This window comes from Muriicola soli (genome assembly GCF_004139715.1).
Lineage (GTDB): Bacteria > Bacteroidota > Bacteroidia > Flavobacteriales > Flavobacteriaceae > Muriicola > Muriicola soli.
The window spans coordinates 573,674-598,167 of sequence record NZ_CP035544.1 but is presented as its reverse complement, the minus strand read 5'-3'; the positions used below and the strand labels follow the sequence as shown (position 1 = coordinate 598,167).

At 43.2% G+C, this 24,494-nt stretch carries 24 protein-coding genes, 5 tRNA genes and 1 pseudogene; 12 read left to right on the top strand and 18 right to left on the bottom strand.

The features are described 5' to 3' along the window. Nucleotides 1-18: 18 nt before the first annotated feature. The 17 genes from EQY75_RS02710 to EQY75_RS02630 form a co-directional block, all read right to left on the bottom strand. Nucleotides 19-91, bottom strand: a tRNA-Trp gene (locus EQY75_RS02710). Nucleotides 92-156: 65 nt separating this feature from the next. Next, nucleotides 157-1,344, bottom strand: a complete 1,188-nt coding sequence (tuf, locus tag EQY75_RS02705; protein ID WP_129602652.1) for an elongation factor Tu — start codon at nt 1,342-1,344, stop codon at nt 157-159. 51 nt (nt 1,345-1,395) lie between these two features. Beyond that, nucleotides 1,396-1,467: transfer RNA gene (locus EQY75_RS02700), tRNA-Thr, on the bottom strand. 91 nt (nt 1,468-1,558) lie between these two features. Beyond that, nucleotides 1,559-1,631, bottom strand: a tRNA-Gly gene (locus EQY75_RS02695). Between the two features lie 104 nt (nt 1,632-1,735). Continuing rightward, nucleotides 1,736-1,818 (bottom strand) — tRNA-Tyr (locus EQY75_RS02690). Nucleotides 1,819-1,837: 19 nt separating this feature from the next. Then, nucleotides 1,838-1,911 (bottom strand) — tRNA-Thr (locus EQY75_RS02685). A gap of 85 nt (nt 1,912-1,996) precedes the next feature. Then, nucleotides 1,997-2,314 carry a ribosome hibernation-promoting factor, HPF/YfiA family gene (gene hpf / locus EQY75_RS02680; RefSeq protein WP_129602650.1) on the bottom strand — a complete coding sequence of 106 codons (318 nt, stop codon included), beginning with the start codon at nt 2,312-2,314 and terminating at the stop codon, nt 1,997-1,999. A 34-nt stretch (nt 2,315-2,348) separates the two neighbouring features. Further along, nucleotides 2,349-3,245 carry a tyrosine-type recombinase/integrase gene (locus tag EQY75_RS02675; protein WP_129602648.1) on the bottom strand — a complete coding sequence of 299 codons (897 nt, stop codon included), beginning with the start codon at nt 3,243-3,245 and terminating at the stop codon, nt 2,349-2,351. Between the two features lie 87 nt (nt 3,246-3,332). Further along, entirely contained in the window at nt 3,333-3,527 is a 195-nt protein-coding gene (gene rpsU / locus EQY75_RS02670; RefSeq protein WP_129602646.1) for a 30S ribosomal protein S21, read from the bottom strand. Nucleotides 3,528-3,597: 70 nt separating this feature from the next. Then, nucleotides 3,598-4,761, bottom strand: a complete 1,164-nt coding sequence (locus EQY75_RS02665; RefSeq protein WP_129602644.1) for an acyl-CoA dehydrogenase family protein — start codon at nt 4,759-4,761, stop codon at nt 3,598-3,600. Nucleotides 4,762-4,772: 11 nt separating this feature from the next. Next, nucleotides 4,773-5,609, bottom strand: coding sequence for a ComEA family DNA-binding protein (locus EQY75_RS02660; RefSeq protein WP_129602642.1), 837 nt, complete (start codon nt 5,607-5,609; stop codon nt 4,773-4,775). Between the two features lie 13 nt (nt 5,610-5,622). After that, nucleotides 5,623-7,236: an alanine/glycine:cation symporter family protein gene (locus tag EQY75_RS02655; RefSeq protein WP_129602640.1), complete on the bottom strand. Its 1,614-nt coding sequence runs from the start codon at nt 7,234-7,236 to the stop codon at nt 5,623-5,625. Further along, on the bottom strand, nt 7,233-9,296 hold the full coding sequence (locus EQY75_RS02650; protein WP_129602638.1) for an amino acid carrier protein: 2,064 nt from the start codon (nt 9,294-9,296) through the stop codon (nt 7,233-7,235). Before EQY75_RS02650 ends, EQY75_RS02655 begins: the two co-directional genes overlap by 4 nt. Nucleotides 9,297-9,387: 91 nt before the next feature. Then, on the bottom strand, nt 9,388-10,398 hold the full coding sequence (locus EQY75_RS02645) for a potassium channel family protein (protein ID WP_129602636.1): 1,011 nt from the start codon (nt 10,396-10,398) through the stop codon (nt 9,388-9,390). Nucleotide 10,399: 1 nt separating this feature from the next. Next, nucleotides 10,400-10,627: a PspC domain-containing protein gene (locus tag EQY75_RS02640; RefSeq protein WP_129602635.1), complete on the bottom strand. Its 228-nt coding sequence runs from the start codon at nt 10,625-10,627 to the stop codon at nt 10,400-10,402. Nucleotides 10,628-10,639: 12 nt separating this feature from the next. Then, the gene (locus EQY75_RS02635; protein ID WP_129602633.1) at nt 10,640-11,920 is read right to left on the bottom strand and encodes a DUF2851 family protein; all 1,281 of its coding nucleotides are present in this window, start codon (nt 11,918-11,920) and stop codon (nt 10,640-10,642) included. Further along, nucleotides 11,830-12,285 carry a rhodanese-like domain-containing protein gene (locus EQY75_RS02630; RefSeq protein ID WP_129602631.1) on the bottom strand — a complete coding sequence of 152 codons (456 nt, stop codon included), beginning with the start codon at nt 12,283-12,285 and terminating at the stop codon, nt 11,830-11,832. The genes EQY75_RS02635 and EQY75_RS02630 overlap by 91 nt, the downstream gene beginning before the upstream one ends. A 185-nt stretch (nt 12,286-12,470) precedes the next feature. Here EQY75_RS02630 and EQY75_RS02625 point away from each other — a divergent pair, with 185 nt between their 5' ends. The 12 genes and pseudogenes from EQY75_RS02625 (at nt 12,471) to EQY75_RS02570 (ending at nt 24,024) form a co-directional block, all read left to right on the top strand. Continuing rightward, nucleotides 12,471-12,917 (top strand): MarR family winged helix-turn-helix transcriptional regulator, encoded by a 447-nt coding sequence (locus EQY75_RS02625; RefSeq protein ID WP_129602629.1) that lies wholly within the window; start codon nt 12,471-12,473, stop codon nt 12,915-12,917. Between the two features lie 9 nt (nt 12,918-12,926). After that, nucleotides 12,927-13,562 carry an NAD(P)H-dependent oxidoreductase gene (locus EQY75_RS02620; protein ID WP_129602627.1) on the top strand — a complete coding sequence of 212 codons (636 nt, stop codon included), beginning with the start codon at nt 12,927-12,929 and terminating at the stop codon, nt 13,560-13,562. 32 nt (nt 13,563-13,594) lie between these two features. Further along, nucleotides 13,595-14,176 (top strand): YceI family protein, encoded by a 582-nt coding sequence (locus EQY75_RS02615; RefSeq protein WP_129602625.1) that lies wholly within the window; start codon nt 13,595-13,597, stop codon nt 14,174-14,176. Nucleotides 14,177-14,294: 118 nt separating this feature from the next. Beyond that, nucleotides 14,295-15,830, top strand: coding sequence for an aryl-sulfate sulfotransferase (locus EQY75_RS02610; RefSeq protein WP_246019966.1), 1,536 nt, complete (start codon nt 14,295-14,297; stop codon nt 15,828-15,830). A gap of 242 nt (nt 15,831-16,072) precedes the next feature. After that, a complete protein-coding gene (locus EQY75_RS02605; RefSeq protein ID WP_129602621.1) occupies nt 16,073-17,470 on the top strand; it encodes an anthranilate synthase component I family protein in 1,398 nt (465 codons plus the stop codon). 2 nt (nt 17,471-17,472) lie between these two features. Beyond that, nucleotides 17,473-18,041 (top strand): annotated as a pseudogene (locus EQY75_RS02600) (anthranilate synthase component II). Then, a complete protein-coding gene (gene trpD / locus EQY75_RS02595) occupies nt 18,038-19,030 on the top strand; it encodes an anthranilate phosphoribosyltransferase (RefSeq protein ID WP_129602619.1) in 993 nt (330 codons plus the stop codon). The pseudogene EQY75_RS02600 and the gene trpD overlap by 4 nt, the downstream one beginning before the upstream one ends. Next, nucleotides 19,030-19,815: an indole-3-glycerol phosphate synthase TrpC gene (trpC, locus tag EQY75_RS02590; RefSeq protein ID WP_129602617.1), complete on the top strand. Its 786-nt coding sequence runs from the start codon at nt 19,030-19,032 to the stop codon at nt 19,813-19,815. The genes trpD and trpC overlap by 1 nt, the downstream gene beginning before the upstream one ends. Continuing rightward, the gene (locus EQY75_RS02585; protein ID WP_129602615.1) at nt 19,812-20,471 is read left to right on the top strand and encodes a phosphoribosylanthranilate isomerase; all 660 of its coding nucleotides are present in this window, start codon (nt 19,812-19,814) and stop codon (nt 20,469-20,471) included. The genes trpC and EQY75_RS02585 overlap by 4 nt, the downstream gene beginning before the upstream one ends. A gap of 2 nt (nt 20,472-20,473) precedes the next feature. Next, complete coding sequence (gene trpB / locus EQY75_RS02580; protein WP_129602613.1) at nt 20,474-21,658, top strand: tryptophan synthase subunit beta; 1,185 nt, start codon at nt 20,474-20,476, stop codon at nt 21,656-21,658. A 30-nt stretch (nt 21,659-21,688) separates the two neighbouring features. Beyond that, nucleotides 21,689-22,465 carry a tryptophan synthase subunit alpha gene (gene trpA / locus EQY75_RS02575; RefSeq protein ID WP_129602611.1) on the top strand — a complete coding sequence of 259 codons (777 nt, stop codon included), beginning with the start codon at nt 21,689-21,691 and terminating at the stop codon, nt 22,463-22,465. A gap of 62 nt (nt 22,466-22,527) precedes the next feature. After that, nucleotides 22,528-24,024: a M20/M25/M40 family metallo-hydrolase gene (locus tag EQY75_RS02570; RefSeq protein ID WP_129602609.1), complete on the top strand. Its 1,497-nt coding sequence runs from the start codon at nt 22,528-22,530 to the stop codon at nt 24,022-24,024. Nucleotides 24,025-24,026: 2 nt separating this feature from the next. Here the strand turns inward: EQY75_RS02570 and EQY75_RS02565 are convergent, their stop codons facing one another. Then, on the bottom strand, nt 24,027-24,479 hold the full coding sequence (locus EQY75_RS02565; protein ID WP_129602607.1) for a BLUF domain-containing protein: 453 nt from the start codon (nt 24,477-24,479) through the stop codon (nt 24,027-24,029). Between the last annotated feature and the right edge of the window lie 15 nt (nt 24,480-24,494).

Below are 24,494 nucleotides of genomic sequence, written 5' to 3'. Positions count from 1 at the left end.
CAACCGTCTTTATTTGTGCACGGGAGGAGAGACTCGAACTCCCGACACCTGGTTTTGGAGACCAGTGCTCTACCAACTGAGCTACACCCGTATTTTATTACGTCGAAAGGCATCCCGCCTTAGCGGGACACCCTTTAACGTATTATAGTCTTCTTTCTAATCTAAAATTTTGGTAACCTGTCCTGCTCCTACAGTTCTACCACCTTCACGAATTGCAAAACGCAATCCAACGTTTAGAGCGATAGGCTGAAGAAGATCTACAGAAATGGTAAGGTTATCACCTGGCATGACCATCTCTACACCACTAGGAAGGTTAATTGTTCCTGTTACATCCGTTGTTCTTACGTAGAACTGTGGACGGTAGTTGTTGTGGAAAGGAGTGTGTCTTCCACCTTCTTCTTTTTTAAGGATATAGACTTCCGCTTCAAATTTAGCATGAGGTGTAACCGATCCCGGCTTACAAATTACCATACCTCTTTTGATATCAGTCTTTTCAATACCTCTTAAAAGGATACCTACGTTGTCACCAGCTTCACCTCTGTCAAGGATCTTACGGAACATCTCTACCCCAGTAATTGTAGAAGTCAGTTTTTCTGCCCCCATCCCGATGATTTCAACAGGATCTCCTGTATTAGCAACACCAGTTTCAATTCTTCCGGTAGCAACTGTTCCACGTCCTGTGATGGTAAATACATCTTCAACGGGCATTAGGAATGGCTTGTCAACATCTCTTTCAGGTAATTCGATCCATGTATCAACAGCTTCCATCAACTCCATTACAGTATCCACCCATTTTTGTTCTCCGTTAAGAGCTCCAAGAGCAGAACCAGAAATTACAGGTCCGTTGTCACCGTCATACTCGTAGAAAGAAAGCAATTCTCTTACTTCCATTTCAACTAGTTCTAATAATTCCTCATCATCAACCATGTCTACCTTGTTAAGGAAAACAACGATTCTTGGAATACCTACCTGACGTCCTAAAAGGATGTGTTCACGTGTCTGTGGCATAGGTCCGTCAGTTGCAGCAACAACTAGGATAGCACCGTCCATCTGAGCAGCACCGGTAACCATGTTCTTAACATAATCGGCGTGACCAGGACAATCTACGTGTGCGTAGTGACGATTCGCAGTCTGATATTCAACGTGCGAAGTGTTGATCGTAATACCCCTTTCCTTTTCTTCAGGAGCATTATCGATAGAATCGAAGCTTCTTACTTCAGATAATCCTGCGTTGGATAATACTGTTGTAATAGCTGCTGTCAATGTAGTTTTACCGTGATCTACGTGTCCAATTGTACCAATATTTAAGTGCGGTTTGGAACGATCAAAAGTTTCCTTTGCCATTTTTGTGAATTTTAATCTTAGTTTATATTAGTGTCCAAATTTTTCTTTTTGAGCCAACGACGGGAATTGAACCCGTGACCTCTTCCTTACCAAGGAAACGCTCTACCCCTGAGCTACGTCGGCAATTTTGGGCTTTTAGTTTTTGTTCAGGGATATTGTGACCACACCCTTGCAACCATCACCCTAAACAGCAAACGTTTACTCAAAGTTCTAGAGCGGGAGACCGGGTTCGAACCGGCGACATTCAGCTTGGAAGGCTGACGCTCTACCAACTGAGCTACTCCCGCATTAATTTTGGTATTCCAATATGTCAGGGAACTCATCCCGAACGCTTCCTTATCTTTCACAATGCCCTACAAATCAATGTGTCACTGCTCTCAGATAATTTTCGTGGGGAGAGCAGGATTCGAACCTGCGAAGGTAAAAACCAACAGATTTACAGTCTGTCCTCGTTGGCCGCTTGAGTATCTCCCCCCTATTTTTCCTTTTTTAGAGCCGATAGAGGGACTCGAACCCACGACCTGCTGATTACAAATCAGCTGCTCTAGCCAGCTGAGCTACATCGGCTTTAACCGCCTTTAAAAGCATAAAAAAGTCCGCTATTTCTAACGGACTGCAAATGTAGATAATTTTTATTTTAAACAAAACTATTTCACAAAAATTTTAAAGCAGAAGAAACCCTTGGTTTTTGTTTCTTTTTTCGCAGTTTCCTCTCCATGGAACTACAGGCAGAATCCACAGCTTCTTCAAAGGTTTTACATTGTTTTTTAACGATAAATGTGTCCTTGGGAACATGTACTTTCAATTCGACAATTTTGTTCTCCTTTCCACTGGTATTTTCAACCTTTAAATACACATCCGAATTGATGATTCTATCATAAAACAATTCAAGTTTGTCTAGACGTTTCTGTATAAACTCGAGAAGTTTAACATCAGCATTGAAATTTACAGATTGCGTATTTACTTTCATACAGTAAAAGATTAAGGGTTAGACAATATTGGAATTACAAATCTTTCTTATTCCTGGGGTGTGCCCGGGAATGCACTTTTTTGAGTTCGGCAATACTATTATGCGTATAGACCTGAGTTGAAGCCAAGCTTGAGTGTCCCAGCAATTCCTTCACCGAATTTAAATCGGCTCCCTGATTAAGCATATGGGTGGCAAAGGTGTGCCGCAGGATATGTGGGCTCCTTTTCACCTTGCTTGACACCTCACTAAAATATCCATTTATAATTCTATAAACAAGTGTTTCATAGACTTTGTTGCCCTTAGCCGTCAAAAACAGGTATTCAGATTCGCCTGAATTCTCAAGCGCTCGCCTTTCGCTGAGATAAGCCTCAAAAAGCGTCCTAGTGCTCATTAACAAAGGGATGATTCGTTCCTTGTTGCGCTTTCCAAGAACCTTGATGCTGCAATTGGCAAGATCGAGATCTGTCAGACGGAGATTAATCAACTCAGAGCGGCGAATGCCCGTTGCATAAAATAATTCTATGATCAGTCTGTCCCTGATACCTTCAAAATCGTCCTCAAAGGGGAGTTCGGTAAACAAGGTAGACATCTCGGCCTGCGAAAATGGGATTTCGATTTTTTTTGACGTTTTTAAAGCTTTGTGCATTGCGAGGGGATTCGACTTTAAGACACCGACTTTAAGCAAAAATTTGTAGTAGGATTTCAGGGAAGTAATTTTTCGATTGACGCTGCGATTGCTCAAGCCCTCCTCAACCATGGAAACGATCCAGTTCCTTATCTCGACATAAGTAGCTTCTTCCAAGGATGTCTGCTCATTGGAGGTCTGCAAATACGAGGTGCAATCCTCAAGATCTTTACGATAGGCCTTCAGGGTATGGGGAGAGTAGTTTTTCTCCTGAGATAAGTACGCCATAAAAGCATCCACAGCCATACTTCAAAGATACAAAAGGCGAATGGAGATCAGGGGTAAAAAAAAATCCCGCCTGGGCGAGATTTTTAATTGAGTGATTTTTGAGTACTATAATTCTTCTTTATCCCTGAGGCCTTGGATATACTGGGCCTTTTGGATTTGTTGTCTTCGTTCTACAGAAGGTTTGGTAAACTGCTGGCGCTTTCTCAATTGCCTCATCGTACCTGTCCTGTCAAACTTACGTTTGAAACGCTTTAGCGCTCTGTCTATATTTTCTCCTTCTTTAACTGGTATTATTAACATGGGCTACAACCTCCTTTCTTTAGGGATTCGGGACTGCAAAGATAAAACGAAAAATTGAATAGAAACAAACTTATTTCAAAATATTCTTTGCAATGACTACTTTTTGAATTTCTGTGGTACCTTCTCCAATGGTACAGAGCTTAGAATCTCTGTAGAATTTTTCAACCGGGAAATCTTTGGTGTATCCATAACCCCCGTGAATCTGAAGGGCTTCATTTGCCACCTTTACACAGACTTCAGAAGCGTACATCTTAGACATGGCACTCCATTTGGTCATTTTCCGACCCTGGTTTTTAAGAAAAGCTGCCTTGTGCAATAATAATTCTGACGCTTCGATCTCTGTAGCCATATCAGCCAACTTAAAAGATATACCCTGGAATGAGCTAATCGGCTTACCAAATTGTACCCTTTCCTTAGAGTACTTCAAGGCTGCTTCATACGCGCCCTTGGATATTCCCAGAGAAAGAGCTCCAATTGAAATTCTACCTCCATCGAGGATTTTCATCGACTGTATAAATCCATCACCTACTTCGCCTAATCTGTTGTCATCGGGAATTCTGCAGTTGTCGAAGACGAGTTCTGCAGTTTCGCTGGCACGCATTCCCAGTTTATCTTCTTTTTTTCCACTGCTGAATCCTTTGGTACCTTTTTCAATAACAAATGCTGTCATCCCGTGGCTATCTCCTTTTTCACCCGTACGGGCGATTACTACAGCGATGTCACCACTAATCCCATGGGTGATAAAATTCTTTGCTCCGTTGAGCACCCAATGGTCTCCATCCTTAACTGCGGTCGTATTCATCCCTCCGGCATCAGATCCCGTGTTGTGTTCTGTTAGGCCCCAGGCTCCTATCCACTCTGCAGAAGCGAGTTTGGGAATCCAACGCTCTTTTTGATCTGAATTTCCAAAGGATAAAATATGATTGGTGCAAAGTGAATTATGTGCTGCTACAGATAAACCGATGGATGGATCTACCTTGGAGATCTCTTCAATAATAGCAATGTACTCATGGTATCCCAATCCTGATCCTCCCAGAGATTCAGGAACAAGAATGCCCATAAACCCCATTTCACCGGCCTTTTTAAAGACCTCAACAGGAAATTCCTGAGACTCATCCCATTGCATGACAAAAGGTCTGATATGCTGTTCGGCAAATTCCCTGGCCGATTCAGCAACCATTCGCTGAGTTTCCGAATAATCAAACCCTAATTCAGACATAGTTTCTGTGATCATAATAGCAATTTTTACAGGGCCAAATATAGCTTAATTCTGTGAATCCGTTCTCTTGGAAAATCTTCAATTTTTGTTAATTGTTCGATAGAGTCGTATCTGCCAAGCGCTTCACGATAAGCCACAATTTGATTAGCGAGCTTCCAATTCAGATAAATTAGGTTTGCCAATTCGCTCACCCCGGCCGTATTCAAATGGATCTTCTTTACCTCTGGAGTATCTACTATCCTGAAGGTCTGCATTGCCTTTTCTGCTACTTCACGATCTAGACCGTAAACATCCAGCAATTGTTCCGAGACCAGAAATCCGCCCAGTCGATCCCTGAACTTGACGATTCTGTTAGACAATACGGGGCCAATCCCTGATATCTGTTGTAACTCCTCTGCAGTAACAGTATTCAGGTCTTTGGGCACTACGGCATTTTCTGATTTCTCATTTCTTCGCATTTTCATTTGTGGAAACATAAAATAGGGGCTGATCCGGCTGAGCAATGAATCAGAAATTTGTGTTACCGACTGAAAATGCCGCGAGTTCCTGAGGTATTGTCCTTTTTCCCTGAAGGCGTAAAGCCTGTCGAGCTCTTCAGGGGAAATACCGAGGACATAGCCTTTGTAGTCTGTAATAAAATTAGGATTGAAGGGTCTGAGGATCTTCTTATTGCGCAAGGTAGGTGATGCCTTTACACTGTCCATAAAGGCCTGTGCCAGACTATCCACCGAAAACAGCGGATCGCTGTGGTTTTTAGAGCGTAAATCGCAGAAATAAAACCCCGATTGTAAGGAAGTGATAAGTAGGAGTAGAAAAAGGATCCCGCGTTTTTCCTGTTTGGTATAGCGGAAATGGGATCTCATATTATCAATTTTGCTATTTTTTCAAAGCCTTAATCGCATCCATATATTTTGACAATTCATCTCTAACATTAGGAAAAAGAAAGAGTAATCCCAGCATGTTTGGAAAAACAAGGGCCAGAATCATCGCATCAGAAAAGGCAAAAACCGCGCCCATTGAAGCTGACGCCCCTATAATAACGAATGCAATGAAGAGCAATTTATACGTCAAGTCTGCAGTTCTACTGCGGCCGAATAAATATTTCCAGGATTGAAGTCCGTAGTACGACCACGAAATCATGGTGGAAATTGCAAATAGTACTACCGCCAGGGTAAGGACATATGGGAACCAAGGAAGCACAGATTCAAAGGCCAGAGATGTAAGCGTGACTCCGCCAAGGCTGGCACCGTTTACAATCACATTTCCTGCTCCGTCTCCTCCGTATTCAAAGACTCCGCCGCTATTGTAAAAAATAATCACCAAGGCGGTCATGGTACAGATCACTACCGTATCGATAAAGGGTTCTAGAAGCGCAACTATCCCTTCACTAGCCGGGTATTTGGTCTTAACGGCTGAATGCGCAATGGCTGCTGAACCCGCACCGGCTTCGTTAGAGAATACAGCTCGCCTAAAGCCCACAATCAACACTCCGAATAATCCGCCTAATCCGGCCTCTGGTGTAAATGCCCCTTTAAAAATAAGTACAAAGGCATCGTCAATATATGAGAAATTGGCAAAGATCACAGCAAAGCAAGCCAGCGCATAAATCACTGCCATAAAGGGCACTACCTTTTCTGTGACTGCTGCAATTCGCTTAATCCCGCCAATGATCACTATTCCCACGATGACGGCAAGCACTATGCCGATGATAAAACCGATTGATCCGCCTTGAAGCCCCATCATAGAAGCGAGTTGTTCCGCAGCCTGATTCGATTGCACTGCATTTCCGCCTCCAAAGGAAGCCCCCACACATAAAATGGAAAAGACTACAGCTAATACCTTGCCCAGACGGGTGAACCCTCTTTCTTTCAAACCTCTGGACAGATAATACATCGGACCTCCGTAAACTGTTCCGGTTTCATCTACATCCCGGTATTTCACACCCAGCGTGCACTCAACGAATTTTGTACTCATACTGAGCAAGCCACAAACGATCATCCAAAAGGTTGCGCCCGGACCACCAATAGCAATGGCAAGGGCCACGCCGGCTATATTTCCAAGACCCACGGTACCAGAAACAGCCGTAGCCAGCGCCTGGAAATGACTTACCTCTCCTTGCTTGCTCTCATCTCTAATGGTATCGGGCAGATCTCCGTCTACAATATTGACATTGGCCTTTTCAAGGCCGTGCCCTTCAGGTCCTTCTACCTCATCATACTTCCCTCGAACCACATTGATGGCCAGGGGAAATTTTCTGATATTGACAAAACCAAAATACAAGGTAAAAAAGGCAGCTCCCAGTACCAAAATGATAACAACCAGAGGAATCCCCGTACCGGGGACCTGCCAGAAGACGATCGCTTCCCAGACTGCTGTGATAGGCTCAAACCACGCGTTAATTCGTTCATCGAGTCCCATTTCTGCGGTCTCCTGCGAAAAGCCGATTAGAGGAAAGAGTAGAGCGACCAGGGCAATCAATAACTTCTTCATGTATTCTGTTTTTTGTACAGTTGGTTGTTTTTCAATTTCTTCCAGTACTCCCGCAGATCTCCTTTCACTTCACCAGACATTATATAAAGTCCGATGATATTGGGAAACGACATCGCCAGAATCATCATATCTGAAAAGTCGAGAACAGCACCCAGACTTACTGAGGCACCAACTACTACAAAAACCAGGAATAATATTTTATAAAGCATTTCCGAACGCTTGCTTTTGCCAAACAAATAGGTCCATGCCCTCATCCCGTAATAGGACCAAGATATCATGGTTGAAAAGGCAAAGAGAAAGACTGCAATTCCCAAGACATAAGGGAACCATGAGATCACGCTTCCGAAAGCGTCGGAGGTTAATTGAGCCCCGGCCAAACCTTCCACTTCGTGCATCCCGGTAAAGATAAGGACCAGGGCAGTTAGCGTACAGACCACTACGGTATCGATAAAGGGTTCGAGTAATGCAACAAATCCTTCGGAGGGTGGATGATTGGTTTTAGCAGCACTATGGGCTATCGCTGCCGAACCTACGCCGGCTTCATTGGAAAATGCAGCCCGTTGAAAACCGACTACCAGCACACCAATTACACCACCTTTAAGAGCGCTGGGGCTGAATGCACCATCGATAATTGCAGAAAAAGCAGGACCGATATTCTGAATGTTCACGATAATTACAGCCAGAGCTGCTATAATATATATGGAGGCCATAATAGGAACTACCCGGCCTGTTACTTTGGCAATACTCTGAATTCCCCCAATAATTACAACGCCAACCAGGATCGCAGTTATGACCCCAAACCAGAATCCGTTGCCTTCGAGCATTGAAAATTGCCCGGCAAGTTGTTCAAACGATTGGTTGGCCTGAAACATATTTCCTCCACCAAAGGAGGCTCCTACGGCAAGTACAGCAAACAAGCCTGCCAAAACTTTACCAAAGCCCTTTAAATTTCTTTTTTCCAGACCGTATCGCAAGTAGTTCATTGGTCCACCAAAAACACGACCATCAGGAAGGATATCCCTGTACTTAACCCCAAGGGTACACTCTACAAACTTGGAAGACATGCCTAACAAACCACAGACGATCATCCAGAAGGTGGCTCCTGCTCCTCCCAGGGAAACCGCCACTGCAACACCGGCAATATTTCCTAATCCCACGGTTCCTGAAACTGCAGTTGCCAGGGCCTGGAAGTGGGTTACCTGCCCGGGCGCATCGGGATCATCGTATTTCCCCTTTGCCAGACTGATAGAGTGTCTGAATCCGCGGATATTGATAAAGCCCATTCTAATGGTAAAGAACGTTGCTCCCAACACCAGCCAAATTACAATAAAAGGGATGTTTTTTGTTACCGGATCACCGTTGGGATGCCTGATAATTTCAGGTGTATCGTATTCAATCTCGGCCAGGTAGTGAGCTCCCTGCTCAATAACGTCCTCCGGATTATCAGAATTATAGATGACCTTCCCCTCGCCTACAAGGTATTTGAGTTTTCCATTTGCCGAGCTTCGAACCGTATCCACAGAACCGTCCTTGCTGGATACAAGCGCGATTTCCTGTCCTTTTTCAACATGCTGCCCCTCTTTAACCAACCATTGCTTGAGTACAAACCGGTCTTCTACTGAAGCAGACCAACCCGGAGTGGCGATAAGCTTAACATCTGCATAAACCACGGGATCATATATACCGGTGGCTTCGAAAGGGTCCCAGAAGAGGACACTTCCAAGGGCACTTACGGCCGGAGCCATATTCCCGTTAAACACTTCGGTAATAGATTGAGTTTCTATTGTGTATTCGTCTGTAATTGAAGTTCCTGCGTTATCAGTAACAGTGATCGAATACGGAACTCCTTCTACAAGGCCGCTGGCGGTCCCGGAACTCAATGGAGTTTGCTGGTTACTCCATTTGTAAGTGTAGGGAGGCACTCCCCCACCTACCTCTAATTGGATTACCCCGTCATTGATATTATCGGATGGATTTATCGTCTTGCCTTTGACTTCCAGGTCCTGTGATACCATGGAAACACTGAAAAGAATCAGAAAGTAGAAGAGATATGACTTCATAAAGTGAATTAGGATTTATATAGGCTGTAGATTGAACAGGCGGGCAATATCCTAAAAAATATAATCCAAATCAAATATTCTTTCCCAAATGTCAGGCTTGTATATGGAACATTTCATTCAATTTGCGGATCTGTTCGGGTCGTCCCAGTACGATCACCTTGCTCTTGGGCTTGAGGGGCATATCGGCTTCGGGGTTGATGATGTAATTGCCATTGGGTTCTATGTAGCCGATTATGGTACAACCGGTTTTTCTGCGCAGGTCGAGATCTCTCAGCGAATTACATTCTACCTGATCTGAAAAATCTTCAATGGCCACTTCCTCGAGATTAGTTGTGTGTTCACCTTCCATAGACAGCTTATCCATAAAAGTGATCAGGTCGGGAATCACTACAAGCGAGGCCATATGATCTCCTCCTATCTTATCGGGCATAATGACTTTATTGGCACCACCCAACTGCAGTTTTTTCTGAGAAGTTACTTTTGACGCCCTGCTGATAATGAATAGATTTTTATTTAATTGACGGGCTGAAAGAACGACAAATAAATTGTCTGCATCATCCGGCAAGGTGGCGATCAAATAATTGGCACGTTCTATTCCCGATTCGATCAACACATTGTCTTCGTTGGCATCACCTTCCACAAACAGGATTTCACTTTCATATTTTTCAATGATCTCCTTGTCTCTCTCGATAACTATAAACGGTCTCTTGTACGCCTTTAATCGCTCTGCAGCCTGCATACCATTTCGTCCGAAACCACAAACGATTACATGATTGTTTAAATTGTTGATCTGATTTCTCACTTTTTTCTTTTTTAGAAGTTGTAAAGAATTTCTGCTCAGAATATATTCTGAAATTACCGATAGTGCAAAGGAAAATATGATCACACTACTAATAATGAGCATCACCGTAAAGATCTTTGCTTCGGCATCTAATGGTTTAACCTCCATAAACCCGACAGTAGTCACGGTAATGATGGTCATGTACAAGGCATCTAACCAGCTGTAATCGGAAATATATCGATATCCCATAATTCCGATCATCAGTACGGTAATCATCAAACCGATGGCCAGGTAGATCTTGGAACGAAAGAGTCGTAGCATATTAAAGGTCAAAAACTGAAGTGCGTTTGGTATAGATCAGGTCTTTTATCCGCAGCCAAAATGCCAAAAACAGGTATAGCGCAAATCCAAACCCCAGGGTAACAAAGGTCAGGTATATAAAAGTTGTTCGCACCACACGGGCTCTAATTCCCAAACGTTCCGCAATTCGTCTTGAGACCTCAAACCCTCGTTTTTGAAAAAAGTACAGCAGGCGGTAAAAAATATTCATGCCTTAAAATTACTATTTTCCATACAATATATATGTACCCCACTGGCATTGAAGGCATTTATTTTTTTTGCAGTAATGTGTGTATAGATGGATTAGCGATTGAGATTCATAGGCATTTTGTGAACGGATACCTTCTTTCCTAAATGTACGGATTAGATTGTTCTGTTCTCCTCTCAACCCTTTGCTCCACTTCTTTATCTGTGTGTCAAGAACTTCCCCTGTATATGCACCATAACAACGCAATACTGGAAATACAGTATTTAATAAGAGTAGGTCTTTGAAGGAATCGCTCAATTTCTTTACGCTATAAATTCCGTTCTTGCCAAAAGTATAATGGCTATTCCAATAGGGACTGGCCCTGGTATTTAGAAGGGTTTTCATAGTAGCTAGAGACTTAGCTCTCCTCAGGCTATCGAACAGGTTAGGACATTGGTGGTATAATCGTGCAAGTTGGGATAATCGTATCGTTGGAAAATTATGAGGTCTTAAAGAAAAGAATAGAGGGGTATGGCAGGCATCAGCACTGAGGTTGTATTTAGTTTTCAAATACAAATACTCTTTCCTGAGCGAGAGAAAATAGGGATCTTTACATTTCTCACTTCTCAACAAGCCGGACAAGCCGAAGAAAAGGCTCTCCAAAGCCGGGAGATTATGCGTCAGTTTTCGAAACACATCAAAAGGCAGTGCCCTTTCCAGGCTGAGAAATGCTTTTCCGTTGTGATTAAGACCAAAACCCTTTAAAAACGCCTTAAATAATACTAGTTCCCAATTGAAATTCGACTCCTTTCCCCAAAGATCAATTTCCTCACACTTTTTATTGAGGCGCTGCCAAAAAAGCCCTTCCCGCCAGGAAATGACAAAATTTTCAGGAACCGCAGATAATAATCCTGTGCAGGCTAAGCCTTTATGATCGCCTGGACTTTTAGTTTTTTCGGACATAGTTATAACCTTTCCCGAAACAACTTCTGAAAGGGACAAGGTGGGAATCAGGGTTCCATCCCTCCTTCTGACATCGAAATTGGCCTCCCAAACAACGTGTAGTATAACCGTATCATAGGCAGGATCTCTCTGATGTCCGTGGAGGTACCAATCCGAAGCCTTTATGTGCAATTCTACATGACCACTCCATTCTTTGTCACCGATACGGATTCTGGCGTGCTGGAAATCAGGACCGGAGTAGGGATTGCGTTTTCCAATTTTGATCACCTGGATTGTCTCACCGCTTGTGGTGGTGAGCACATTGATAGGAAAAAGCTGTGATTCCCAGATCCGGTGCAGCACAATTTCTTGCATCTGCTAATGTAAGATCGCAGTCTGAAAAACAGATTCAGAAAAGAAGGCGGTAATGGATCAGCTAAGGTCACCTTCCCACTCCAGGATACCCCCTGTAGGTTGAAGGTATTTTCAAAACCCAGACTGTTCATGATGGCACAGGCCTGTCCGCTTCTATTCCCCGAACGGCAGTAAACGTAGTAATTCTTGCTTTTGTCAAGATCGTTCAAGGAATCGACAAAGGCCTGCCCTGTGTAGATATCAATCTGCATTGCATTTTTGATAATGCCTTCTTCAATTTCTTCCGGAGTACGAACATCCAAAACTACCCCGTTGGGGTCTTCATTCAATTGTTTGGTCCATTCTTCCTGGGTGAGATCTGCCATGGTTCTACTTTTGAATTTCAAAAATAAGAATACTTCCTCAGATTAAATGCATTTGGTATTAATCCCAAAAAAACTTCGTAAAGTAAGAAGTCCTGCATGTGATAAATTTAACAGACTTTTATTATTTCACCCCTTTTAGGATCAAAAAGAAATCATACATTTGTATATACAATTGTTGTAGTTACATGAATGTAGAGGAGATCATAAAAACAAAAAAGAGCATTCCAATCAGGAGTCGGACCCTAATCCATCTCATGCTGGTGAATAACAAGGTGGTTGAAACCTTTACAACAGCTCTTAAACCTTATGGTGTCTCTTTACAACAGTTTAATGTTCTTAGGATTCTGAGGGGCCAGGGTGATCAACCGGCCAACCTCTCCACACTCAATGAACGCATGGTGACCAAAATGAGTAATACCACTCGTTTGGTCGATAAACTCCTAATAAAAGGTCTTGTGGATCGATCAGTTTGTGAAACGAACCGCAGGAAAATTGAAATCACTATCACTGAACAAGGGCTTTCCCTCTTAGGTGAAATGGATGAAATAATGCAGAAAACAGAGCAGTCTCTGGTTTCAGACATGAACGAAAAGGAATTAAAACAACTCAATTCCCTATTGGATAAATTTTAAAAAAATGCTATGAAATCGTATATAGAAAGTTTGGAATGGCGTTATGCCACAAAAAAATTTGACAGCGAAAAGAGGGTTTCCGATAAAGACCTCAATCTGCTGTTAGAAGCAACGCGTTTGAGTGCCTCCTCCTTTGGCCTTCAACCTTATCACGTCTTTATCATTACTGATCCCGATATAAGACACTCCTTAAAAGAAGCTTCCTGGGGACAATCGCAAATCACAGATGCATCTCATCTTTTTGTCTTCGCCAATATTAAAAATTTTGGCCCGGAATTGATTGACAGCTATCTGAAAGAAGTAAGTGATATCAGGGAAATACCGGCGGAAGGTTTAAAAGCCTATGGGGAATTTATGAAATCAAAATTGGTCGATCTGCCCGAAGATGTCAAAGAGAACTGGACTGCCAAGCAAACCTATCTGGCTATGGGAAATTTACTCTCAGCAGCAAGTACGATGCAGATTGACGCCTGTCCTATAGAAGGATTTGAAGCTGAGGCCTATGACGAAATATTAAAGCTCCATGAGAAGGATTTGACCACCTCTGTAGTTGTTGCTGTGGGATACAGATCTAAAGAGGATGAAACCCAGCACCTTAAAAAGGTCCGTAGACCAAAAGAAAGTTTATTTACACACATATATTAATCTAAATCAATTCAATTTCTAAAATTAAAATCATGAAAAAAACAATTCTCAGTATTACCATGGCCCTGGTTTTTGGAGGTTTTGCATTTGCAGCCACTGAACCGGCAGACATCATCACCAAAACCGTTAAGACAGAAGAGAGTACAGTAATGTGGAAAGCGTATAAAGTAACCGGATCTCATACCGGACTTATTCAGCTGACTGCAGGAGAACTTACTTTTGATGAAGACGCACTGGTAGGCGGTAACTTTACAGTAGATATGACCAGCTTAATCGCTACAGATCTCGAAGGTGATTCTAAAGCAAAGTTAGAAGGGCACCTCAAATCTGATGATTTCTTCGGAGTGAACAATCATCCTTCTTCAACATTGGTCTTCACCGAGGTGAAAGCTAATGGGAAAAACTCTTATGAAGTTACAGGAGATCTTACGATCAAAGGAATTACTAAGCCCATCACCTTTGATGTATCCATTTACGGAAACAAAGCTACGGCCACGGCTAAAATTGACAGAGCCGAATACGATGTTCGTTATGGATCCGGAAGTTTCTTTGACAACCTCGGAGACAAGACTATCTATGATGAATTCGATCTTGTAGTTGATCTCGAATTCTAAGAAACATCCTATTTACACAATTAACCCGGGCAACTTCATGTCCGGGTTTTTTTATTTATTTACTCCAAAGCTTTTAATCTCAAAATTCTATTTTTGCGCAAGCATTAAATCTAAGACATTGAAAAGATTAATTTTATTCCCCGTTTTAGCAATCTTAATTCCGGTATTATTTTCCGGTTGCAGTTCCGGATTCGATTATTCCATAGAACCGGTTCTGAATCCGAATAACATCTCCCCTCTGACTGCTGTTTTGCAGATAGAAGCTGAAAAACCGGTGAAGGCCACAGTAAAGGTACTTGGTGAAATTCCCTGGGAACAACATTTTGATTCTAGCAATACTAAATCCGAAATACCCGTTCTGGGGCTCTACCCGGATAGAAACAATAAGGTTGCAGTTACACTCACCTATGAAGGCGGGGAAATCAGGGATACTCTTGAAATCAAAACAGCTAAAACCCCTGCCAGATTCCCTCAGATCGTTATCAATTCGATTGATCGCAGTAAAATGGCAGAGGGTATGCACGGTTGTGATATCCATTTTGCCAATAGGGGCAAATTTAGTTCAGGACCCATGATATTTGATGATGATGGGCAAGTGCGATGGTATCTCGATCTGAGTTTTGCCGGTAAAATGGTAAGTCCGTTCCAACGACTAAAAGACGGAACCCTTCTCATGGTTAGCAGGCATGTGATCTATGAATTTGACATGCTCGGTAAGATCGTCAGGGAAACTTCCATCGATACCAATTACGGTATGCACCACGATGTTGTAGAGTTACCCGATGGAAATTTGCTGATATGTGTGGGCAAGCGAAACAACTTTATAAAACTCGACGGCAATTACGTGGAATCAGATAGTGATTTTATCATATTATTCGATCGTAAAAATTCGAAAATTGTCAGGGAATGGGATGTGGCCAAAGTGCTGGATGTTAGCAGAAAGGACCTTAATTTCTTTAGACCTGGCGACTGGCTGCATATGAATGGTCTGGCTTATGACGAAAGTGACAACTCAATTATCGTTTCCGGGAAGAACCAGGGCCTGTTTAAAATCTCCTGGAATAACCAGTTACAATGGATCCTGTCACCGGCTAACAACTGGGGTAAATCTGGAAGAAACGGGGAGGGTTTTGAAACAGCTCCCTACTTGCTTACCGCTGTTAATTCGGAAGGGGAAGCCTATCCTGAAAAGGTACAACTGGGAGTTGAAAGTGATGAGGAGTTCGATTTCCCGTGGGGACCTCATGCCCCCGAACTCATGCCGGAAGGAACGCTATTGGTTTTTGACAATGGCACCCACCGGAACTACGATCCAAAAATTCAATATTCTCGCGCAGTTGAGTACAGCATCGATGAAGAAAACAGCAGCGTAAAGCAGCTCTGGCAATACGGCAAAGAACGCGGACAGGACTTCTTTTCAACCATCGTGAGCGATGTGGACTACCTGCCGGAAACTGATAACGTCCTTGTGACCTCGGGATATCTGAAAGACAAAGGCCGGTTGGCGGGGAAAATTGTTGAAGTGGATCGCAGCAGCGGCAAGGAAGTTTTTGAGGCCACCCTTTACCTGAAGAGTATCAATGGCAATAAAACCAGATCCTGGGGGCAGACAGACATCTTGTACAGATCTGAGCGAATGCCACTTCGATACTAATTGTGATCAGACAACCGAAATGTTTCCCAAGATTCACTTAAATTGATTTGAATATTTCAAATTCCTTTCTATATTTGACCTCATGAAAAAAATTACAGTAAATACTTGGTGGTGGAGTAACTTACGTCTGATGTCGTGAGCGAAGCACATTTAAGTACTACTGTACGAAAAGGCTTGTCTATCACGACAAGCCTTTTTGCTTTCATAACCATAAGCTAACAAGTCATATTTAGTAGAATAAAATGCCTTATCAACTCAAGACTCATTACAAAAAAATCCTTGCAGATACCATTACCCCGGTTAGTGTATATCTGAAGATCCGGGATCAATTTCCCAACAGCATTCTGCTGGAAAGTAGCGATTACAGGGCTAATGACAATACGTTTTCCTATATCTGCTGTAATCCAATTGCCTCCATTACCATTGAAGATGAGAAGATCAGGGAGGAATTCCCCGACGGGAAAGAAGAGATATCTGAAATTACCGCAACCACAGATGTGACTAGTGTAATTGACAACTTTGCCAAACAGTTTCAGGTTTCGGAACAGGATTTTAAATTTATCAACAACGGACTCTTTGGCTATCTCGCCTACGACGCAGTGAGGTATTTCGAGGATGTAGAGATCCGGAAAAAGGATGGGCTTATACAAATTCCTGATGTTTACTACGCGGTATATCAAAATATCATCGCTATAAATCACTTTAAGAACGAGGCATATATTTTTGCCCATTGCTACGATCGCAAGAGCAATGTAGATGTCTTGGAACAATTGCTCAACGCTCGAAATTTTGCCTCCTATACATTTAGTAAATCAGGAGAAAGAGAAACAAATCTGGAAGATAGCAAGTACAAAGAATTCGTAAATCTGGCCAAGGAGCACTGCCATCGAGGGGATGTTTTCCAGCTCGTGCTGTCCAGGCGGTTTTCACAGCGATTCAAAGGCGATGAGTTTAACGTTTACAGGGCTCTGAGGAGTATCAACCCCTCCCCTTACCTATTCTATTTTGACTACGGAAACTTCAAGATCTTTGGCAGTTCGCCCGAGGCACAGCTAATTGTAAAAGATGGGAAAGCTGAGATTCACCCCATCGCCGGGACCTTCCGCAGGACTGGTAATGACGAGGAGGATGCCCTGCTCGCAAAAAAACTATCTGAAGATGCCAAAGAAAACAGTGAACACGTCATGCTGGTAGATCTGGCCAGAAATGATCTCAGCAGAAATGGCTCTCAGGTAAAAGTTGAGAATTACCGGGAAGTACAATTTTTTTCACATGTGATACATCTGGTATCCAAAGTAAGTGCACAAAAGAAAAAGGACATCCCTACATTAAAAGTAGTTGCTGATACTTTCCCTGCCGGGACCTTAAGCGGAGCCCCCAAACACAGGGCAATGCAACTTATTGACGCTTACGAACCTTCAAACAGGACTTATTACGGCGGAGCCATCGGATTTATGGATTTTCACGGCAACTTCAATCATGCCATCATGATTCGCACCTTTCTCAGTAAAGATCACACCCTCTATTACCAGGCAGGGGCAGGCCTGGTCGCGGCTTCAGATCCTGATGATGAATTGGAGGAGACTTATAACAAACTGGGAGCTTTAAACAAAGCCCTCGAAATCGCAGAAGACCTTTGATTATGACAAAAATATTGGTCATCGATAATTACGACAGTTTCACTTACAACCTGGTTCATTACCTCGAAGAATTAGGTTGCGAAGTTGTGGTTAAAAGAAATGATAAACTCCTCCTGGAAGAAGTTGAGCCTTTCCAGAAAATAGTCCTATCCCCGGGTCCCGGAATCCCTGATGAAGCCGGACTCTTAAAGGATATTATAAAAAAGTATGCGTCCTCAAAAAGTATTTTTGGGGTCTGTCTGGGCCAACAGGCTATAGGAGAGGTTTTTGGAGGAAAACTCATCAATCTCGATGATGTCTATCACGGGGTAGCCACGGAAATCGAGATCGTAAAAGAAGATCCTATTTATACGGATATCCCAAAAAAAATAGATGTTGGGCGCTACCATTCCTGGGTAGTTGACCCTGCACTTCCAGACGAATTGATCGCTACATCTTTTGATGGTAACGGACAACTGATGTCCCTCAGGCACAAGGAATACGATGTGTCTGCAGTGCAGTTTCACCCGGAATCGGTATTGACTCCGGAAGGAAAAAAATATTAGAAAACTGGATACGAATAAGGGTATGAAAGAAACATTAAATCGCCTGATCAACCAGGAGATCCTCAGCAAGGACGATGCAAGGCAGATCCTGATAAACATGGCCAAAGGGGAATACAACCCTTCACAGACAGCAGCCTTCCTTACCGTATATATGATGAGGAGTGTAACCATTGAGGAATTGGAAGGATTTAGGGACGCCCTGCTCGAACTTTGCCTGGCCATTGACCTCTCAGATTACGACCCCGTTGATCTCTGCGGAACCGGCGGAGACGGTAAAGACACTTTTAATATCTCTACCCTTGCTTCCTTCGTCACAGCCGGAGCCGGGATTCACGTTACCAAGCATGGAAACTACGGTGTCTCCTCCACTTGTGGCAGTAGTAATGTGATGGAATTTTTGGGGATCGAATTTAGTAACGATGCTGATTTTTTGCGAAAAAGTATAGAAACTGCCGGGATATGCATCCTGCATGCTCCGCTATTCCATCCGGCGATGAAGAATGTGGCGCCTATTCGCCGTGAGCTGGCAGTAAAAACCTTTTTTAATATGTTAGGACCTATGGTAAATCCCGCCTTTCCTAAAAATCAGATCGTAGGGGTTTTTAACCTTGAATTAGCCCGGATGTACGGCTATCTCTATCAGAATACAGATAAGCGATATACCATTTTACACGCTCTTGACGGCTATGATGAAATATCCCTGACAGGACCTGCTAAAACGATATCAAATTCCTCAGAAGCTATGTTGTCTCCTGAAGATTTTGGAATAACAAAAATTGAGAAAGATGCAATCAGAGGGGGTACTACTATTGGAGAATCAGCACAGATCTTTATGGATATACTACAGGGAAAAGGCACAGAGGCCCAAAACAAAGTAGTCTGTGCTAATGCCGGTATTGCCATAGCAACCGTAAAAGATCTCAGCCCTGCGGAAGGATACGAGATCGCCAGGGAATCTCTTATGAGTGGTGCTGGCTTAAATGCGCTGAGAACTTTACAAGAAATGAGTGCTTAATGGATATACTGCAAAAAATAGTACAACACAAAAAGCGTGAGATCACTTTAAAAAAGAAGCTGATCCCAGTACAACAGCTTAAGGGAGGTGATCTTTTCGCACGTCCTACCCATTCACTCTCCGGGGCTCTAAAAAATAGCAAATCGGGTGTTATTGCAGAATTTAAAAGGCGATCCCCCTCTAAATCCGTCATCAATCATCACAGTACCGTGGAAAACGTTGCAACAGCTTATGAGAAAGCAGGAGTCTGCGGAATGTCTGTTCTTACAGACAGCCATTTCTTTGGAGGTAGTCCGGAAGATTTACAAATCGCCAGAGCATCTACAAATCTTCCCCTGCTGAGGAAAGATTTTATGATTGATGAATACCAGTTTTACGAAGCCAGGGCCTTAGGTGCTGACGTCGTCTTACTTATTGCAGCCATCCTTGACAAAGAGGATATCCGAAAGTTTACGGACCTTGCACATCAACTCGATTTAGAAGTTTTACTGGAGGTACACAACAGGGCAGAATTAGAAAAATCCCTTCTCACTGATATCGATATGATCGGAGTGAATAACCGAAATTTGAAAACCTTTGAAGTCTCCCTGGAAACGAGCAGGGAACTGGCCCCTTTAATACCTGATGGTATTGTAAAAGTTTCAGAAAGCGGGCTAAGCAAGGTGCGAGCAATAAACGAATTGAGAGAGATGGGCTACCGCGGTTTTCTCATCGGGGAAACCTTTATGGCTACAAGGGATCCGGGACATCAGGCAGCGGAATTTATTAAAACCCTGGAATCATGAAGATTAAGGTTTGTGGGATGAAATACCCGGAAAATATCACCGCAGTGGCCCGCTTGCAGCCCGACTATATGGGCTTCATCCTATGGGAGAAGTCCCCCAGGTATTTTAGGGGAAGTAGAGCAGCTCTTCCGGAATCCTTGGAAAAAGTGGGTGTCTTTGTAGATGCGTCATTAGAGGAAATTATTGAAAAAACAGAGGCCTTGTCTCTGGACCTTGTTCAATTACACGGCTCAGAATCTCCTGAATTTTGTTCTCGCCTGCTGGAAGCCTTGAAAATAGTAGAAAGACAGCGCCATAAAGTAGATGCAAAGATCAAAATCATTAAGGCTATCGGTGTGGGCAAGGCCTTCCCTTTTGAGGACCTGAGAGGGTATGAGGATGTTGTGGATTATTTTTTATTTGATACCAAAGGTCCTTTACCGGGAGGTAATGGATATTCCTTCAACTGGGAACTTTTGAATTCGTATACCTTAAAAACACCATTCTTCCTGAGCGGGGGAATCGGATTAAAAGACACGGAAAAACTCAAAGCATTTCTCAAAAGCCCATTGGCATCACAATGTCATGCTATAGACGTAAACAGCGCTTTTGAAAGTGAACCAGGAGAGAAGAAAAGCAAAGAATTAGATACTTTTATTAAACAATTAAAGCTTTGAAAATGAAAACTTATCAAGCCGATGAAAGGGGATATTATGGAGAATTCGGCGGAGCCTTTATTCCTGAAATGCTCTATCCAAATACTGAGGAGCTTCGGCTGAATTATCTGAATATCATGAAGGATCCCGCTTTCAAAGCGGAATTCGACCAGCTGCTGAAAGATTACGTAGGTAGGCCTACACCTTTATATTTCGCCAAACGCCTTTCAGAGAAATATCAGACAAAAATTTACCTCAAACGCGAAGATCTTTGCCATACCGGGGCTCATAAGGTAAACAATACCATCGGGCAAATTTTAATGGCCAAGAAATTGGGTAAGAATCGAATCATTGCAGAAACCGGGGCGGGACAACACGGCGTTGCAACGGCCACCGTATGTGCCCTTATGGGGACTGAATGTATCGTTTATATGGGAGAAGTGGATATTGCCCGGCAGGCTCCTAATGTTGCTCGAATGAAAATGCTGGGGGCTGAAGTTCGACCTGCACTTTCAGGAAGCCGTACCTTAAAAGATGCCACCAATGAGGCCATCCGCGATTGGATCAATAACCCTGTAGACACACATTATATTATCGGTTCTGTGGTGGGGCCTCACCCCTATCCCGATATGGTAGCGCGGTTCCAGGCCGTGATTTCTGAAGAAATCAAATGGCAGCTCAAGGAGAAGGAGGGAACCGAAAATCCGGACTATCTGGTGGCTTGTGTAGGAGGAGGCAGTAATGCCGCAGGTACATATTACCATTACCTTGATAATGAGGATGTGGGAATTATTGCAGTAGAGGCAGCCGGAAAAGGAGTAGATACTGGTGAGAGCGCCGCAACCTCAGCTTTGGGGAAAGTTGGGATCATTCACGGAAGTAAAACACTACTGATGCAAACCGGGGACGGCCAGATCACTGAACCCTATTCCATTTCAGCCGGACTTGATTATCCGGGGGTTGGACCCATGCATGCCCATTTGTACAAGTCGGGTCGCGGAGAATTTATTTCAATAACTGACAAGGAAGCGATGGAAGCCGGACTAATGGTCTCTAAATTAGAGGGAATTATCCCGGCCATCGAAACCTCACATGCCTTTGCCATTTTTGACCATAAAAAGTTTAAACCGGAGGATGTGGTGGTTATCAACCTTTCGGGGCGCGGGGACAAAGACCTGCAGACTTATATCGACTATTTTAAATTGTAAGGAGTTGACCAACTCAGTTTAGCTGATCACATGAATAGAATACAAGAAAAACTCAAAGCGGATCACAAATTGCTGTCGATCTATTTTACAGCCGGTTATCCTGAATTACAGGATACGGTTCCGATTATTGAACAACTCGAAAAATCAGGAGTTGACATGATCGAGATAGGCCTGCCTTTTAGTGATCCTCTGGCCGACGGCCCTACCATACAGGCTAGTTCAACGGCTGCACTTAGAAAGGGTATGCACACCCAGCTGCTATTTGAACAATTAAAAGATATCCGTAAGACGGTTTCAATCCCTCTTATTATCATGGGATATTTTAATCCCGTCCTCCAATATGGGGTAAAAGAATTCTGTAGGGAATGTGAGAAGATTGGGATTGATGGTCTCATCTTACCAGACCTTCCCCTGGATGTTTACCAGGATGAATACGAAGATATTTTTAAGGCTCACGGTTTACTCAACATCTTTCTGATTACACCTCAGACGAGCGTTGATCGAATAAAAATGATAGACGAGGGATCGGATGGATTTATCTATATGGTAAGCTCAGCAAGCACTACCGGGGCTAAGGCTGGTTTTGAGGCAAAACAAAACGAGTATTTTGATCGCATTGCGGAGATGCGTCTAAAAAATCCGCAGATCGTAGGTTTTGGTATCAGTAATGCAGCAACTTTTAATGCGGCTACTTCCAGTGCAAAAGGGGCCATCATCGGTTCTGCTTTTATAAAAATGTTGACGGAGGAAGGTAAAAATGGGATCGATCCCTTTATCCAGTCCATAAGACCACTATCCATTAATTAATAATACCGACATTCCCAGACAAGAAAAGATTAGTGTAAATTTATCTTCCTAGTAGCCGATTTATGAATAAAATATACTGTTTTCTCACACTCGCTTTTTGTACTCTCCAATCTTTTAGTCAGGACGAAGTAGCCCTAAAATCACAAGTGAGGCACGCCATAGACGAGCTGGTGCAATTTGTTGCCATCCCTAACGATGCACTGGACGAAGCTGATATCAACAGGAACATCAGCTGGCTAACCAATCGTTTTAATGAGCGCGGATTTAACACCTCGGTCCTTCCTACAGAAGGAAGACCCCTGTTCTTTGCTGCCTTGCCGATGGAAGATGAAAAACCTACGGTCCTTATCTACATGCACTTTGACGGGCAATCCGTAGATGCTGCAAAATGGAATCAGCCCAATCCCTACAAAGTTGAATTAAAGGCCTTGGATAATGAAGAATTCAAAACGATTTCCTTTGATGAATTGAAAGAGGATGTCAACTACGAATGGCGTCTCTTTGGCAGATCTACTTCCGATGACAAAGGGCCCATTATTATGTTGCTGAATGCCATCGATCTGCTACGAAAGGACAACAAAACCATACCCTTTAACATCAAGGTCATCCTCGATGGGGAAGAAGAAAAGAGTAGTAAGCCTCTGCCCGTAGCTGTTAAGAATTACAGGGATCTACTGCTGGCAGATTTCTTAATGATCAATGACGGACCGGTACATCCTTCAGGCAAACCTACTGTAGTATATGGTTGCCGTGGAATTACGACACTAAGTTTAACCACTCACGGTCCCGTATTACCACAGCACAGTGGCCACTACGGAAATTATGCGCCAAACCCTGGTTTTTTGCTGGCAAAACTTCTGGCCGGAATGAAAGACGCTGAAGGAAGGGTTACCATCCCCAACTTTTACAAGGGCATTGAGATCGATGAAGCTACTATGGAGGTCTTAAAAAGTGTCCCGGATGATAATGCTGAGATCAATGCAAATCTCGCTATCCATTCCCCTGACAAGGTGGGGAGTTTTTACCAGGAATCACTACAATATCCCTCCCTGAATATCCGAGGGATGGGGTCTGCATGGATCGGAGAAAAAGCCAGGACCATAGTTCCCGCTTCGGCTACAGCGGAAATTGATATCCGACTTGTGCCAGAATCTGACGGCCGCATTCTGAAGAATCTCGTTCGTTCCTTTATAAAAGATCAGGGGTATTATTTAACCGATTCCATTCCGACCCGGGAGGAGCGAATGACCTACCCCAGGATTATCACTTTTCGGGAAGGTTCTGTGACCGATGCCTTCAGAACAGATCTGGATAATAGATACGGTGATTTTCTGGTTCGTAGCCTGAACGAGGGTTTTGAGCAGCAAGTAGTACAAATCAGGATTATGGGAGGCACTGTACCTATCGCTCCTTTTGTAAATGAGCTGCAGATTCCGGCCTTTATAGTGCCTATGGTAAATCCGGATAATAATCAGCACAGCCCCAATGAAAACCTAAGGATAGGGCAACTCGCCTATGGTATAAAGGCCTTTTATCAAATTCTGAGTAGTTCCCTTTAAACCTAATTGCTTTTATAGAATTTTGAATCCGTCAAAAGAGTGTAGACATTGTACCAGAAGACTTTGGGGGTAAAATCATTTTTTATAGAAATAGTATCTAACTCCTTTCTGGCTTTTTTCACCACCTCCTCCTTTTCGCCCACAACGAAATCTTCCATGAAAATATATCCCATATCCCAGGATTTAAATAGCCGGTCAGTGGCCTCTCCTTTGGACAATATTTCAAACTGAAAGTGGCGCCGGTCTTTGGTTATCTTTTTATAGAGTTCATTTATTGTTTCCTTTTCACCCTCAAGAATTTGAATGAAATATCCCTGATCGAAGACGAGACAGCCGGTGATGTCAAATCGACTATTAAAGGCGGCGGCCTCTTCGACGATCTCCATGATCTGTTCTTTTCCGATTCCTTCCGATGCCCTTGAGCGGTATGTCAGCTGAAAGATTTTATTGTTCATGCCAAACGATTACTC